This is a genomic window from Rhodococcus sp. NPDC059968, from assembly GCF_042738615.1.
Taxonomy (GTDB): Bacteria; Actinomycetota; Actinomycetes; order Mycobacteriales; family Mycobacteriaceae; genus Rhodococcus_F.
Map to the genome: position 1 here is coordinate 18,535 of NZ_JBHWUE010000099.1, position 14,736 is coordinate 33,270.

Sequence of the window (14,736 nt, forward strand, 5' to 3'; positions counted from 1 at the left end):
ATGCTCGCAGAAGCGATACGGCCGTCGGGTGGGCCTGTCGTGAGACAGGCTGCAGTGGCCAGGAGCGTGGCGGCCCTCCCGGCCCGCTGCCTGCGGGCCGGGACCCGGGCTGCGGGTGTCGGCGCAGCGACGGCCCTCGACGCCACCCTGGTCGGTACGGCCGCCGCCCTCGGGGTCGGGTCGGTGTTGCTCAGGGCCCCGGCCGCGGTGTCGTCGCCGTCGCCGCGTGCGGTCGCCGCATCCGTTGTCGGTGCGGCCCGGGAAGCTGCCGGAGGGACACCGGTCCGGCGAATCGGCTCGGGCGCTGGGCGCACCTGGGTCGAGGTGCGCGGTCTCGACGGCCCGCACGGCCCGGAGCTGGCCGAGCGGGCACTGTCCGCGGTCCGCGCGGCGCCGGGTGTCGAGGAGGCGGAACTGCATCGCCCGTGGTCGCGGCTCGTGGTCTCCGCCAGCCCGGACGGTCCCACCGACGAGACGCTGTGCCGGGTGGTCGCCGAGGCCGAAACCGACACGAACACCGAAGCTTCGGAAGCGTCGGGCCAGCGGCAGCGGCCCGTCGACCTGCCCGGCGACGACGCGGTCCTGGCCGCCCGGGCGGTCGGCGCCGCCGCCTCGACCCTGGGATTCGGCCTCGCGCTGGTCGGGCGATTCCTGCGGCTGCCCCGGCTACCCGCCGCCCTGGCATCCGGGGTGATCTCGGTCGACTACCAACCCCGGCTGCGACGACTCGTCGAGAGTGCGGTGGGCCCCGACGCGGCCGACCTGTTGTTCGCGGCCGCGACCGCGACCGCATACACATTGACGCTGTCGCCGGATTCGCTGGCCATCGAGGCCGCCAGGCGCGGCGCGCTGGTCGCGGAGACATGGTCGGGACGACGGGCGTGGCAGCGGATCGAGCCGACCCTGACCGCCGCGGTCGACGGCCCGCCGCGAGCCGGGTGGCGGCCCGACCGCACCACCGGTCCGGTCGAACGGTATTCCGAGCGCGCCGGCCTGGTGGGACTGGTCGGCGACGTGGCGGTCGGGGTGATGACCCGCGACCCGGCCGGTGTCGGCACCGCGACCCTGGTGACCGCGCCCAAGGCCACCCGGACGGCGCGGGAGTTGTTCGCCGGCACCCTGGGCCGCGGCCTGGCCGACCGGCACGACGTGCTGCCGCTGCGCCCGGAGGCGCTGCGCCGCCTGGACCGGGTCGATGCGGTGGTGATCGACCCCCGCATCCTGTACACCCCGATCCTGACCGTCAGCCGGGTCCGCGGCGTGCCGGACCGCGACCGGACCCGGGTGTGGGAGGCGGCCCGCACCGCGGTGCACCGCGGTGCCCTCACCCCGGGCTGGCACCCGGTGACCGCAGTACCCGGCGCCGCGGACGCCGACCCGGACGACGCTGATGCCGATGCCCGGGTGCTGGTCAGCCCGGTCCACGACCCGCACGCCTCGGCGGTCGTCGCCGAAGCCCGCCGCGCCCGGGCCGAGGTCGTCTCGGTCGACGACGACGGACTTCGTTCGCTGCGCAACGGATTCGATCGCCTCGACCCGATCACCGGGTCGATCGACGACACCCTTCGGGACGCCGTGGCACACCTTCGACGGCACGGCTCGACGGTCGCGGTGGTCGCCGCGGACGCACCCCAGGCACTGGCGCTGGCCGACGTCGGTATCGGCGTCACCCGAGCCGCTACTCCATCGCCGTGGGGCGCGCACCTATGGGCCGCCGACCTGACCGGGGTGTGGCGGATTCTGCACGCGCTGCCGGCGGCGCGGACAGCCAGCCGCCGCGGTGTGCAGATCTCCGTGCAGGCGTCCGCGCTCGGCACCCTGCTGATGCTGCCCGGCGTCCCCGGCAGCGGACCCGAATCGGTCACCGCCGGCGCAGCGGCCGGTCTGTGGGTGGGACGCTCAAAGGCACGCGGAGCGCTCTCAGCGCCGCTGCCCGCACCGCGGCCGGGACACGAGTGGCACGCCATGCCCACCGAAGAGGTACGCCAGCTCTTACCCCCGCCACCTAAGGACGACGAGTTATCCCGGACCACGCGACCCCGACCCCGGAGGTCCGGGCCGGTGCGGAGAATCGGCCGCCTCGGCGGTCGACCGGTCACCGCCGGCTGGAACTTTCTCCGCGCGGTGCGCGAGGAACTGGACGATCCGCTGACCCCGGTACTGGCGACCTGCTCCGCGGCGAGCGCGGTGCTGGGTTCACCGATCGACGCCGTCCTCGTCGGCTCCGTGCTCGTGCTCAACGCCGGCATCTCCGCAACCCAACGCCTGCGAGCGGAAGAGGTACTGAATCGGCTTCTGGCGGTGCAGGATCCACCGGCCCGGACGGTCACCGATCTCGAGGGAAGCCGCAGCGACGTCGACGTCACCGATCCCGGCGGCGACCGCCGCGAGGTCGACGTCACCGATCGTGGCGGCGACCGCGACTACACCGAGGTCACCGCGGACCGGCTCCGGCCGGGTGAGGTGATCGAGGTCCGCCCGGGCGAGGTGGTCCCCGCCGACGGGCGGCTACTCCAGGCCGAGAGCGTCGAGGTCGACGAGTCGGCGCTGACCGGGGAATCCCTGCCCGTAGTCAAACAGACCGACCCGACACCCGGTGTGCCGCTGGCCGAGCGCACCTGCATGCTCTACGCCGGAACCACCGTGCTGACCGGAACCGCCGTGTCCCTGGTGACCGCGACCGGCCGGGGCACCGAAAGTCGGCGCGCCACCGCCCTCGCACCGGCGAAGATCCGGGAGGTGGGGTTGCAGGCGCAACTGGCTCGGCTGACCCGGCGTGCGATGCCGGTCAGTTTCGGTGGCGGCGCCGTCGTGACCGGGCTCGGCCTGCTCCGCGGCGCCGGGGTCCGGTCCGCGGTGACCAGCGGAGTCGCGGTCATCGTCGCGGCGATCCCGGAAGGGCTGCCGCTGGTGGCGACGCTGGCGCAGATGTCCGCGGCCCGCCGGCTCACCCGGTCCGCGGCGCTGGTCCGCGTCCCGCGGTCGGTCGAGGCGCTCGGGAGGGTCGACGTGGTCTGTTTCGACAAGACCGGCACCCTCAGCGAGAACCGTCTCCGCGTGTCCACCGTGGAACCGGCACCCGGATTCTCCCGCGTGCAGGTGCTGTCCTACGCCGCGCGGACCGGGTGGTCGTCGAACGGCGGGCCACCCGACCACGCCACCGACGTCGCGATCGTGGACGCCGCCGACACCGAGTCCGCCGAGATGGACCGCAGACAGCGGGACGCGTACCTGCCGTTCCGTTCCGGCCGCTCCTACGCCGCCGCCGTGTCCGGCACCCATCTCGCGGTCAAGGGCGCACCGGAAGTGCTGCTCGACGCGTTCGGCGCATCCGAGGACTCCGCGCTTGCGGAGCGGGTGGAGTCGATGGCGGCGGCCGGACTGCGGGTCATCGCCGTCGGACAACGCGAACTCACCCCAACCGAAGCGGCGTCGGCCGGCGACGGCCCGGACGCCTTGGCACGATTCGCCGAACGCGAGCTCGAGCCGGTCGGGTTGCTCGGCCTGTCCGACACCCCCCGCGCCGACGCCGCCGGCCTGCTGCCCGCGCTGATCGAGCAGGATGTCGGCGTCCGGCTGATCACCGGGGACCACCCGGTCACCGCCGTCGCCATCGCCGACGAATTGGGAATGCCGGTCACCCCGGAGCAGGTGATCAGCGGCACCGACTGGGACGACCTCTCGCACCGCGAGCAGGAGCGGGCCGTCGAGACGTGCCTGGTCTTCGCCCGCATGTCCCCGGAACACAAGGTGCAGATCGTGCAGACCCTGGAGCGGATCGGCCGGGTGTGTGCCATGGTCGGCGACGGCGCCAACGACGCCGCCGCCATCCGGGCGGCCAGCGTCGGTATCGGAGTGGCCTCGCACGGCAGCGCTCCCGCCCGCGGCGCCGCCGACGTCGTCCTCCTCGACGGCAAGGTCGGGGCGCTGCTCGATGCATTGGACGAAGGTCGCCAATTGTGGCGGCGGGTGCAGGCCGCGGTGGCGGTGCTCGTCGGGGGCAATGCCGGGGAAGTGGCGTTCGCGCTGATCGGCAGCGTGATCACCGGGCGCTCACCGTTGAACGCGCGCCAATTGTTGTTGGTGAACATGCTCACCGACGCGCTCCCCGCCGCGGCGCTGGCGGTCAGCCCGACCAGCCACAACGGTGTCGCCGCCCGCGGGCCGGACGAGGCTGCGTTGCTGCGCACCGTCGCCTTCCGTGGCGTCACCACCGCGGCCGGTGCCACCGCAGCATGGGCTATGGCCAGCCTCACCGGTGGACCCCGGCGTGCCTCCACCGTCGCCCTGGTCGCACTGATCGGGACCCAGCTCGGCCAGATTCTGCTGGACTCCCGCAGCCCGCTGGTCGTGACCACCTCGGTGGGTTCCCTCGCCGTCATGGTGGCGTTGATCAGCACCCCCGGAGTCAGCCAGTTCCTCGGCTGCGTGCCCCTCGGCCCGCTCGGCTGGGCCCAAGGCTTCGGATCCGCCGCCGCCGCGACCGCGGCCGCGGCGATCGCCCCCGACCTGCTCGCCCGGACACCCGGGCTCAGCCCCAGGATCCGCGAACTACTGCACACCGCCGGCAACCACGACCGCACACTGTCCTTCGCGGACAGTCCGGTCGACGTCCTCGCGAGCCGGAAGGATTGAGGTTCAGTCGATGATCTCGACCACACCCGCCCGCGCCAGCAGCGCGTACAGCTCCCGCAACGGCGGCGTGAACACCCGCGCCACCACGGAAACCACCGGATCTGCACCCACATCGACCACAGGATTCGCCACGCTGCCACCCTGCGCACCCCAAACGAACTCTCGGTAAACCCCACACAGTGCGGAGGCAAGCAATGGCCGACAAGTCACCCACCAGCCCATCCCACCGGGACACGGTCGAACGCGTCCGCCGCGCCGACAGCTTCGCCGTGAACCTGCCGATCATCGGGAGCGTCGGCATCCCCCGACCCGAGCACCTCGCGTTCTACGCCGCACTCGGCGCCCTCGCCGCACTGGAAATCATCGAATGGCCGGTCGCCGTGATCATCGCCGCCGGGCATGTCATGACCGCCGGCCAACACCACCGCACCCTGCACGAGATCGGCGACGCACTGGAAACGGCCTAGAACAGCGAATGACATTGCCAGCGCCCGAATCGACTCGCCCGAGAGTTCTGCCGAGTAGTTCTGCCGAATGGGACGGACTCGCCGGATGGTTCGTTGGATACTCCGGCAAGATCTGTTGGCGGGCATCGCGGGCGAGATACGTTTCTCGACTCCCGATTCCGCGGCGAGCCAGGCTCCGAGCGATTGCCGCCCGGTCTCCCTGACCACACGTGGCCCATGCCCAGCTTGCAAAGGGAAGCGCAAAGGTGAGCGCCTGACGCTCAACTCAAACTTGACCCGGATCTTCTGTCGGGGAGAAAATTGAGTCATATGCACTCAAGCTTGGCCGGGTACCTTCTTGGTTGGTTGCACGATGAGGTTGCGCCCGCACGCGGTCGCGGAGGCCTCATGGCTCGCGCCGTCGGCATCTACCTCGGTACAACGAGTTCGGTCGTGTCTGCGCGGGGAGGGCGGCGAGCATGTCGTGGTCGCCGAGGTTGAAGGCTCACGCACCACCCCGTCGTCGTTGCGCCAGCCCGCAAGGAACCGGGCGGCCACCGACGTCGACCGCACCATCCGCTGAGCGGCTGGAGGAAGGAGATGGCCAGTGACGCAGCGGGAATGGCTGGAACGCGACTTCTATGCCGACCTGGGCGTCCCTTCGAACGCGTCGGTCGAGCAGATCAAGAAGGCCTACCGCCGGCTCGCCCGGGATCTGCACCCGGATGCCAACCCGCAGGACCCCCGGGCCGAGGACCGCTTCAAGACGGTCAGCGAGGCGCACGCCGTGCTCTCGGACCCGGTCAAGCGCAAGGACTACGACGAGGCACGCAGGCTGTTCACCTCCGGCCCCTTCGACCGCACCGGATTCCACCCCGGCACCGGACGAGGCGCCGGCGTCAGCGGCGATTCCGGCTTCGGTGACCTGTTCGGGCGGGGCGCATCCTTCACCACCACGGGCGGCGGAATAGGCGACCTGTTCAACCGTGCCGGCGATCGGAGCACCGGCACCCGACCACGGCGCGGCAGCGACGTCGAGACCGAAACCCGGCTGCCCTTCCGTGATGCCATCCGAGGCGTCGTCGTGCCACTTCGAATAAGCACTACTTCCACGTGCACCGCATGTCACGGCAGCGGCGCCATGCCCGGCACCACCGCGCGAGAATGCCCACGCTGCAACGGGATGGGATTGGTCACCCGGAACCTGGGGGCATTCGGGTTCAGCGAACCCTGCAACGACTGCCGTGGTACCGGCTCCATCGTCGACACACCGTGCCCAGACTGCCAGGGCACCGGCATCGGGAACCGCACCCGCACCATCAACGTCCGGGTGCCCCCCGGCGTACGCGACGGCCAACGCATCCGCATCCCCGGTCGGGGCGAACCGGGCCTGCGGGGCGCACCCTCGGGCGATCTGTATGTGAGCGTGCACGTCATCACGGACCCGGTGTTCGGCCGCGACGGCGACGATCTCACCGTCACGGTTCCGGTCACCTTCAGCGAACTCGCCTTGGGCGCAACGATCTCCGTCCCCACCCTCGACGGCCACGTCGGAATGAAGATCCCGGCGGGCACCGCAGCGGGACGGACCTTTCGGATTCACGGCCGCGGCGTACACCCGCGCGGCGGCACGGCTGGCGATCTGTTGGTCCGGGCCGAGGTCACGGTGCCACCGACGCTGGACAGCACCGCAACTGAAGCCCTGCGGGCGTACGCGCAGGCCGAGAGAGCAACAGGATTCGATCCCCGAGCCGGGTGGGCGGGCAAGAGATGACTTCCGCACCCCTCGGCCCGCTCGGCTGGGCCCAAGGCTTCGGATCCGCCGCGGCGATCGCCCCCGACCTGCTCACCCGCACACCGGGATCAGCCACACGATCCGCGAACTACTCCACACCACCGGCAACCACGATCGCACACTGTCCTGCTCGGACAGTCCCGACGACGTCCTCGGCAGGCGGAAGAATGGAGACCACCCCACCCCCCACCGGTACCGAGGCAGTGACCGGCCGAGAGTAATTCAGTCGAGGATCTCGACCACACCCACCAGCAGCGCGTACAGCTCCCGCAACGGCGGCGGGATATCGGTTCGCTCGACGGTCGCCTCGCAGCCCAGCTCGACCGGCACCCGCGTAGCGCGGCTACGCAGTCATCGATCGCGTGTAGAGGATGAGAGACTATGTGGCGCAATTTGATTGCACATGCGACAGTTTCCGAAGAGACGCATCGCCACGGCCCGTGGTGGGGCCCGCCGAGTACGAAATATGCGCCGACTGGAGCGCATCGTCGGCGGTTACGCGGTTCGTTCGGAGCGTAAGGTAAGGATCGGTCGCCGCCCTGCGGCCGACGCCCGCAACCCTGTCGGGAGGTTGTCATGAACGTCATCGATCGCACCGCCCATGCCGTCGGTCGAACCGCGGACCTCACGATCGCGGCGACGGGTGCGGTCGGAGGCGGGATTGTCGGAGGAACGCTCGGAGCCGTCAAGGGGCTGTTCCAGGGCGCCGGAGCCGGTCTGCGTGGTGGAGCCGGCATGGGGCTTATGTCGGTGGACAAGATCCGGGGCCACACGCCCGATTCCGACACCCGCGTGGAGTCCACCGCCGACTCCTCCGCCGGATCCGACCCATCGAAGTCGAAGTCGCCATCCACGACGGCGCCGTCGCCCGCGGCCGGCCCCGCGTGAGCGGTTCGTCGCCTCGACCTACCCTCCACATGAGCCTGAGCGCATTACTCACCGGACCGGTTCTGCTGCCGGCCCGAGTAGCGCGGCGGGGCCTGCAGGCCGGTGCCTGGCTGGGCACCACGGCGGTGGACACGACCGTCACCGGCGCCGTCACGGGCGCCGCCGCGGTGGCCGGCGTCGGAATGAACCTGGCCACGGCGCCCCTGCGGGGAGGCGCCGTCTCGGCGCGGGACATGGCACGCGAATTCCTCGGCGGCGCACCGTCCCGCCGATATTGGCGCGGAAACGACCGAATCTGGATGGAGGTCCGCGGCCTCGACACCCCCGACGGCCCCCAGATCGGTACCGCCGTCCTCGCCGCCGTGCGCGGCCTCCCCGGCGTGACCGCGGTACAACTCAACCGCGCACTGTCGCGGATCGTCGTCACCGTCGGCGACGAGGCACCGGCTCTGACGCAGCTCTCCGGCACCGTGTCCGGCGCCGAGAACTCCGTTCGCGCAGCGGAAGGCGAGCGGCCGCTCGATCTGCCCGGGGACGACGTCGTCCTCGCCGGGCGGGTCGCCGCGCTGGCGACCACCGCAGTGGGCCTGGGGGTGTCGGTGGCCGCGGCGGCGGTGCGGTTGCCGCAGCTGCCCGTGGCGGTGGCCGCGGCCGTCATCTCCGCCGACTACCAGCCCCGCATTCGGCGACTGGTCGAACACCGACTCGGCCCGGAGTCGACCGACGTGGTGCTCGCGACCGCCGAGGCCGCGATCTTGACGCTCACCCAGAACCCTGCCCTGCTCGCCGTGAACGTGTTGCTTCGGGCGACGCTGACGGCCGAGACCTGGTCGGCGCGGCAGGCCTGGCACCGCACCGAACCGGCCCTGGCCCCTCACGCCGTCGACGACCACCCGCCCGAGCACCCGCACCGTCCGCGCTCGCGGCCGGTCGGGCCGCTCGAACACCACGCGAACCGTTCCGTCGTCGCCGCCCCCGCGGCCGCAGCGGTCGCCGGGGCGGCCACCGGCGATGTCGGTGTCGCCGGTACCGCGCTGATCGTCGCCGCACCGGCCGCGACCCGCACCGCGCGGGAGTCGTTCGCGGCCACCCTCAGCCGGGGTCTGGCCGACCGACACCGGATGCTGCCGCTGCGGCCGCAAACGCTGCGCCGCCTCGATCGGGTCGACACCGTCGTGATCGACCCCCAAATCTTGATCCCGGCCGGGCCCGACGCGGCCGTGCTCGACTACCTCCGGCGCGCCGGCATCCGCACGGTCGGCCTCCGGAGCCCGGCTATGGGCGACGGGCAGACGATCTTCGACGAACTGCACGAGCCCGCCGACACCACCCCCGACACCGCCCTGCAGGAGGCCGTCGAACAACTCCAGAGCCGAGGCGCCACCGTCGCCGTGATCGCCGCGCACGCCCCGCACGCCCTGGCGGCGGCGGACGTGGCGATCGGCGTCCTCGACGACCAGGCCCCGCCCTGGTATGCCGATCTGCTGGTCGACGACCCGTCGACCGCCTGGCGGATCCTGTGCGCCGTCCCCGCCGCCCGCACCGCCAGCCGCCGCGGTGTCGAACTCTCCACCGGCAGTTCACTACTCGGTGCCGTGCTGCTGTTGACGAGCATTCCCTTCCGGGGCACCGAACCCCTGACCGGCGGGGCCGCCGGCGGGCTGTGGATCGGTCACCGCCTGGCGCGCCGCACACTCGACGACCCCCTGGCCGAACACGGGCGCGAGCACCCGCGCGCCGACGACGCGCACCGAACACTCCGCGACCGGGTACGCCAGGCCGAACGCTTCGCCCTCGCGCTGCCGGGGGTCGGGCACGTCCCGATCCCCACCCCCGAGCAGACCGCATGCCTGACTGCACTGGCCGTTCTCGTCGCACTGCAGATCATCGACTGGCCCGTCGCCCTGGTCATCGTTGCCGGATACATCGTCACCACGACCGGTCGTCGGCGCCCGACGCGGACACCCGCCCCGTCGGCGGCCTGACCGACTACTTCCGGCGCACCCGAGGTCCCACCTCCGTCGCCGACTGCCCCCGGCCGAAGACCTCGACACCTCGCCGCGGATGAGGTCCGGATGATGCCGGGTCATTTCCGTTCCACGTCCCGGAGTTCCGGATAGCGTGCGGTGAGCTGGGCGACCAGGTGGTGAGCCTCGGAAAGTTGCTGATGCAGGGCGCCTTCCTCCGGCCGTAGACGCACCCAGCCGGTCCGGGGATCCGGGACGGGGTGCGACGTCGTCGGTCTCCTCGATGCGGGCGGTGAGGACATCGATCTCAGCGTTCCGATACCGCCCAGGCACAGGTTTTCCTGCGTCTGCGACGCCACCGCCGGCGAACTCCATACCGCGTTCGACCGATCGGACGAGTGCACGCACAGGCTCAGGGCTCGTGTACCCAGCGCCCGCCTCGCCCGTGAGCCGGGCCGCGCTCACTCGTCAACAGAGGCGGCGTCTGCCTCCTACCGTTCGAATACCAGCAACGGTTTGCCCCCATGTTGGGGGGCTTCGGCCAAATAGACGGCGTCGGCGAACTTCTCGACGGGGATCGGCTGGCCCTCGGGCACGCGCAGCGCGCCGCGGTCGGCAAGCTGAAGTGTCCGGTCGATCGCCGCGGCCATCCGATCCTTCGGGGTCTCGGTGAGCCATCGGAACAGCCAGAATCCCCGAACGGTCTTGGTTTCGTAGATCAGTGAACGCGCGAAGATGGGGATGGTGAGTTTGTCGGGATCGGTTCGGCGGTGCGTGGACAGCGCACCGTAGACGACCAGCTCACCGTGCGGTGCCAGCGCACGCGAGACGTCCGCACCCACCTGACCGCCGACACAGTCGATCGCCTTGGACACGCCGTCGTGGCCTGCGATGTCGGCCACCCGTTCTCCCAGGTTCTCGTCCTCGGTGCAGATCACCGCGGTACCTCCCAGCGCGAGGATGTCCTCGACAGCGGATCGACGGCGGACCACGTTGAGGGTCTTGAAGCCGACGTGCGCCCCGAGTTGGATGACCGACTGCCCCACGGTGGAACCGGCCGCGGTCTGCAGGAGCCATTCACCCGGGCGAACATCGAGCTCATCACCGGTCAAGATCACGGCGGTGAGCGGATTGGCGAGAATCTGGGCGGCCGTGGAATCGGTCATGCCGGTGGGAACAGGCAACACCCGCCCGGCATCGGCAACGACATACTCCTGCCACGTGCCCGTGACTCCGACCGTGATGACGCGTTGACCGACGGTCAGACCGTCTGTGCCGCTACCGAGTTCGTCGATCAGACCGACGGATTCGATTCCGGGTACGGTCGGGAACTGCGGGGTGAATCCGTATCTGCCGCGGATGGTGTGCAGATCGCTGGCATGGACAGGTACAGCTGTCACCTTGATCCGGGCCTGGCCGGGACCGGGCGCCGGAAGCGGGCGGGTCTGCAGGTGTAGGACCTCGGACGGTTCGCCCAACGTGTCGGCAACGACAGACCGCATGGTTGTCATCTTCCTGGCGCTCCTTCGGTCGGATCCAGATCTCAGAGGGGTTCGGTCGCATAGCGTCGGTCCCGCACCTTGGCGACGTACACGACCGAGAGGAGTCGACGCATGCGAGTGGGTTAGCTGGTCAGCCGCGCGGCGTCTGCTCGCGCCTGCTGGGCTGCCCGTTGCTCGAGCCCGTACAGCAGCCCGAAGGCAAACCCGTTCTCGCCCGGCGTGGTCCCGGCCCGGGCACCGAGCGTGCAAAGGGTCTGCGCGGCCACGACGGAGTCCTGGTGCTCGCCCAGCACCGTCTGAATCTTCTTGTACTTCTTCGCCTTCTTTTTGAATTTCTTCTTCCCGAGGACCGGTCTGGCGAGTTCGGCGGCGTAGCGGGCCCGCTTGGCGGCCTTGCGCGCCCGATGCAGCGCCGCGTCGTCGGTGTCGGCGACCGCGGCGGCCAGTCTCTTGTTCGCTTTACGCCCGGCCTTGCGTGCCGCCTTGCGCACGGCGCGGGAATCGGCCGGGCCGGTGAAGGGCGGGCCGGTGCGCCACCGTGCCAAGGTGGCCATCAGTTCCCGGTAGCGGTCGCTGTCGAGTACCTCCATCGCGTGCTCGAGGTGCCGGTGTTGCTCGGCGAGCAGATCACCCTCGATGCGGGCGGCGACCGGTCCCATCACCAGCTCGTCCGGCAGGTCGGCCACCCTCTCCGCGAATCGCTTCCGCTGCACCTGCCGGTCCCGAACCTCACCGAGCACACCCGCGTACCAGGACAGTTCGGCGTCCAGCGTGGTGCGCGCCTCGGCGCCGAAGAGTTTGTTGAACACGCGCAGGGTGCTGCGGAACCGTCGAATGCCCACCCGGGTGGAATGGATCGGGTCCAGCCCGCGGCGCAGCCACACGTCGCCGGCGACGATCGCCTGGACCTGGGCGTCGAGGTACTCGGTCAGGGCCCGTTCCGCTGTGCCGCTCGTGTCGGCGGCGGGTGGGTGGTTGCCGGCGAGGGCGCGGCCGAGTTTCGACGCGTGCTGTGACGGCCGGGCACCGGCCTTGGTGAGGCGTTTGCCGACCTTTCTTAGCGCCTTGGCGGCCCGGGAAGGTTTGTCGTGCTCGCCGAGTTCGACTTCCACTTCCCGCCATTCGCTGATCACGGCGACGTCCCCGGCGACGGTGGCGTGCACCAGGTCGTCGGCCACCTCCGCGAGCAACTGCTGATCCCGGTCATACAGGCGGTGGGTGCGCCGGACGGTGGACAGCGCCGCCACCTGATGGAGGGGTTTGTCCAGTCCGATGCCGCGGACCAGGGTGGCCAGCTCGTCGGGAACGGTGTCCTCGTCGGCGGGTGGCAGGGACATTTCGGTGCGGGCCTTGTCGGCGGGGACCTTCAATTGCCATCCGGTGTCGGTGTCGCCGGTGCGGCGGCGCAGGGTGAGGTGCTGGCGGAGCAGGTCCCGGTCGGCGGTGTCGAAGTAGACGCTGGTCAAGTTCGCCGAACCGGTGTCGAGTCGTCCACCCGCCGGGACCAACCGGGCCAGATCGGGCAGCGTGAAATCCGGGTCCACGTCGTACTTGTCTTCCCGCTCACGCTGCGTCGACACCATGAGTTCAGTCTGCACCCCACCACAAGGGGATCGGCGGCGATTGGTTTCCGGTTGGTGAGGGGTCAGTCGTGGTGACCCCAGGAGGGCCGGGCCTCTCCCCGGCTTAACGCAGGCTTAACGCTCATTGAGGTCGTGACGGCGCGGCTCACGTCGACTCGTGGGGTGGCCGGCCATCGCCGGTAGAGCGCCGGGCGGGCAGCGACGGCAGGATCCAGAACCCGAAGAACATCAGCATCGCCGCTGCGGCCGCGATGATCCCGGTGCGCATGTCGACCACGAAGCTGAAGATCAGCAGGACCACGCCGACCAGGGCGAAGCCCAGGACGGCGATGCCGCCGATCGCCAGCCGCTGTCCGGTTGCGACGAGGGTGGGAAGGGCATGCTGCCGGAACAGCAGACGGTGGATGCCGACCGGCGCGACCAGCATCATCGTCGCGGTGACCGAAAAGGCGACGGTGGCGAGGTAGACCACTTCTTGGGCGTCCGAGAGCTCCTCGAAGCGCTGCTGGAACGGCAGCGTCAGCAAGAATCCAGTGAGGAGTTGAACGCCGGTCTGCACCACGCGCAGTTCCTGCAACAGGTTGCTCCAGTTGCGGTCGAGTCGCTGGGTTTCGGTTTCGTCGCGGACCCGGCGGTTCCATGCGGCGTCGTCCCGGCCCTCTGCGCTGCCCATGCCCAGGTTGTACCCGATTTGCTGGTTGATGGAACCCGCAAAACGGTCGGTGCGGACACCCGCGCTCACGCCGACGGTGACGCTGCCGTGCAGCGGGCGAACCCGGTGTCCGGAGATGCGTTGGTCACAGACCTCCGGTGCTGGATTGACCAGGGATATCGTCGCCAAGAACAATACGTAGTATGAATTCCGCGGAAGAAGCACGCCAGGTCTCGCAGGTCACCACCCGGCTGCTCACGAAGTTCCCGACCGCATCGCGCGAGGTGGTGGAATCTGCCGTGGAAGAAGCGGTCGCGCACTTCCAGAGCGGGCGCATCCGGGATTTCGTTCCGTTGCTCATCGAGCGCACCGCGACCGCCAAGCTCGCCACCCTGATCGAGAGGTAACCGCCGGGGCACTGGGCCGGATGTGATTCCGACACGGCGCAGGCGGACCTCCTCCTGTGAGGTGTGAATGTCACCAAGCCCGGGTACGCCAACTTCGATTGACCAGCTAGAGATCGATCGTCGGGAAGTGCCGCCACCTCGGGGAGGGGATGCCCATGACGTCGGTGCCCGAACCTCACCCGAGCAACGTGGTTGGTGTCCAGCATCCGAGGGATGGACGGGAGACGCTGTCGGTGGCGGAAGGCATCCTGATCGCACTACGCCGGTGCAGCCAAACCGAGGCATTCGACGAACTGCTCCGAGTCGCGAACCGTCACCACCTCAGTGTGCTGACCGTCGCCCACGCTCTGGTGGATCTCGCCATCGACGCCCACCCCACTGGGGTCTCCGGAACGGCACGCGGAGGCATCCGGAGCGGTGGCCGAGTGGGAATCACGTCTCGCACATTGGCCAGGGTCTTCGCGGTAACGCCTCCTGATGCCACCACCAGCCGCTGCTGCTCGGCAGAGCCAGACGGGCAGCGGCAGGCGCGCGGCCACGCAGAGAAAATCCCTGCACCCCCGACCTCGTGGTCTCCAGATCGTCGACAGCACTGACCATCCCGCCCACGCGAGGGCTGTTGGCAGTCCCCCCGCGGCCGCGGCAGGATGGATCCATGTCCATGAACGAGCCGTTCCTGCCGATCACACACGTACGTGACGACGAGATCGACACCGCGGACCCTGTCGTCATGACCACCACCGACTCCAACCTGTGGGGCGGCAACTCCGGCCACACCTACACCCTCACCCCACGGCCCGACGGGACCACCGACGTCGACGCCGTCGTGGTCCGCGACGGCAAGAACCTCAAAGGACGAGC

At 70.3% G+C, this 14,736-nt stretch carries 12 protein-coding genes and 2 pseudogenes; 9 read left to right on the forward strand and 5 right to left on the reverse strand.

What is annotated here, in order from left to right; translation table 11 throughout:
* Entirely contained in the window at positions 1-4,635 is a 4,635-nt protein-coding gene (locus ACFWAY_RS43640) for an HAD-IC family P-type ATPase (RefSeq protein WP_378514874.1), read from the forward strand.
* Positions 4,636-4,638: 3 nt separating this feature from the next.
* On the opposite strand, the gene ACFWAY_RS43645 is transcribed toward ACFWAY_RS43640, so the two are convergent.
* A complete protein-coding gene (locus tag ACFWAY_RS43645; protein WP_378514875.1) occupies positions 4,639-4,767 on the reverse strand; it encodes an Rv1535 domain-containing protein in 129 nt (42 codons plus the stop codon).
* A gap of 62 nt (positions 4,768-4,829) precedes the next feature.
* On the opposite strand from ACFWAY_RS43645, the gene ACFWAY_RS43650 reads away from it, so the two are divergent.
* From ACFWAY_RS43650 to ACFWAY_RS43670, 5 genes and pseudogenes are all read left to right on the forward strand, one after another.
* The gene (locus ACFWAY_RS43650; protein ID WP_378514876.1) at positions 4,830-5,102 is read left to right on the forward strand and encodes a hypothetical protein; all 273 of its coding nucleotides are present in this window, start codon (positions 4,830-4,832) and stop codon (positions 5,100-5,102) included.
* A gap of 387 nt (positions 5,103-5,489) precedes the next feature.
* A pseudogene (locus ACFWAY_RS43655) lies at positions 5,490-5,661 on the forward strand (Hsp70 family protein); the annotation flags it as partial.
* Positions 5,662-5,688: 27 nt separating this feature from the next.
* Positions 5,689-6,855 carry a molecular chaperone DnaJ gene (dnaJ, locus tag ACFWAY_RS43660; protein WP_378514877.1) on the forward strand — a complete coding sequence of 389 codons (1,167 nt, stop codon included), beginning with the start codon at positions 5,689-5,691 and terminating at the stop codon, positions 6,853-6,855.
* A gap of 597 nt (positions 6,856-7,452) precedes the next feature.
* Entirely contained in the window at positions 7,453-7,764 is a 312-nt protein-coding gene (locus ACFWAY_RS43665; RefSeq protein ID WP_378514878.1) for a hypothetical protein, read from the forward strand.
* Between the two features lie 29 nt (positions 7,765-7,793).
* On the forward strand, positions 7,794-9,749 hold the full coding sequence (locus ACFWAY_RS43670; RefSeq protein WP_378514879.1) for a metal transporter: 1,956 nt from the start codon (positions 7,794-7,796) through the stop codon (positions 9,747-9,749).
* Between the two features lie 101 nt (positions 9,750-9,850).
* Here the strand turns inward: ACFWAY_RS43670 and ACFWAY_RS43675 are convergent, their stop codons facing one another.
* The 4 genes from ACFWAY_RS43675 to ACFWAY_RS43690 form a co-directional block, all read right to left on the reverse strand.
* Positions 9,851-10,090 (reverse strand): hypothetical protein, encoded by a 240-nt coding sequence (locus ACFWAY_RS43675; protein ID WP_378514880.1) that lies wholly within the window; start codon positions 10,088-10,090, stop codon positions 9,851-9,853.
* Between the two features lie 132 nt (positions 10,091-10,222).
* Positions 10,223-11,242, reverse strand: a complete 1,020-nt coding sequence (locus tag ACFWAY_RS43680) for a zinc-dependent alcohol dehydrogenase family protein (RefSeq protein ID WP_378514881.1) — start codon at positions 11,240-11,242, stop codon at positions 10,223-10,225.
* A 113-nt stretch (positions 11,243-11,355) separates the two neighbouring features.
* A complete protein-coding gene (locus ACFWAY_RS43685) occupies positions 11,356-12,816 on the reverse strand; it encodes a CYTH and CHAD domain-containing protein (RefSeq protein WP_378514882.1) in 1,461 nt (486 codons plus the stop codon).
* Between the two features lie 145 nt (positions 12,817-12,961).
* Positions 12,962-13,489 (reverse strand): DUF6328 family protein, encoded by a 528-nt coding sequence (locus ACFWAY_RS43690; protein WP_378514886.1) that lies wholly within the window; start codon positions 13,487-13,489, stop codon positions 12,962-12,964.
* Positions 13,490-13,671: 182 nt separating this feature from the next.
* On the opposite strand from ACFWAY_RS43690, the gene ACFWAY_RS43695 reads away from it, so the two are divergent.
* The 3 genes and pseudogenes from ACFWAY_RS43695 to ACFWAY_RS43705 form a co-directional block, all read left to right on the forward strand.
* Positions 13,672-13,875 carry a three-helix bundle dimerization domain-containing protein gene (locus tag ACFWAY_RS43695; protein WP_378514883.1) on the forward strand — a complete coding sequence of 68 codons (204 nt, stop codon included), beginning with the start codon at positions 13,672-13,674 and terminating at the stop codon, positions 13,873-13,875.
* 155 nt (positions 13,876-14,030) lie between these two features.
* Complete coding sequence (locus tag ACFWAY_RS43700) at positions 14,031-14,471, forward strand: ANTAR domain-containing protein (protein WP_378514884.1); 441 nt, start codon at positions 14,031-14,033, stop codon at positions 14,469-14,471.
* A 65-nt stretch (positions 14,472-14,536) separates the two neighbouring features.
* Positions 14,537-14,736: pseudogene (locus ACFWAY_RS43705) on the forward strand (hypothetical protein); the annotation flags it as partial.

Bases quoted from the DNA above. Each gene is read 5' to 3' on its own strand.
- ACFWAY_RS43700 (WP_378514884.1), top strand. From the start codon at position 14,031: ATGACGTCGGTGCCCGAACCTCACCCGAGCAACGTGGTTGGTGTCCAG.
- ACFWAY_RS43650 (WP_378514876.1), top strand. From the start codon at position 4,830: ATGGCCGACAAGTCACCCACCAGCCCATCCCACCGGGACACGGTCGAA.
- ACFWAY_RS43690 (WP_378514886.1), bottom strand. From the start codon at position 13,489: ATGGGCAGCGCAGAGGGCCGGGACGACGCCGCATGGAACCGCCGGGTC.
- ACFWAY_RS43685 (WP_378514882.1), bottom strand. From the start codon at position 12,816: ATGGTGTCGACGCAGCGTGAGCGGGAAGACAAGTACGACGTGGACCCG.
- ACFWAY_RS43665 (WP_378514878.1), top strand. From the start codon at position 7,453: ATGAACGTCATCGATCGCACCGCCCATGCCGTCGGTCGAACCGCGGAC.
- ACFWAY_RS43695 (WP_378514883.1), top strand. From the start codon at position 13,672: ATGAATTCCGCGGAAGAAGCACGCCAGGTCTCGCAGGTCACCACCCGG.
- ACFWAY_RS43640 (WP_378514874.1), top strand. From the start codon at position 1: ATGCTCGCAGAAGCGATACGGCCGTCGGGTGGGCCTGTCGTGAGACAG.
- ACFWAY_RS43670 (WP_378514879.1), top strand. From the start codon at position 7,794: ATGAGCCTGAGCGCATTACTCACCGGACCGGTTCTGCTGCCGGCCCGA.
- ACFWAY_RS43680 (WP_378514881.1), bottom strand. From the start codon at position 11,242: ATGACAACCATGCGGTCTGTCGTTGCCGACACGTTGGGCGAACCGTCC.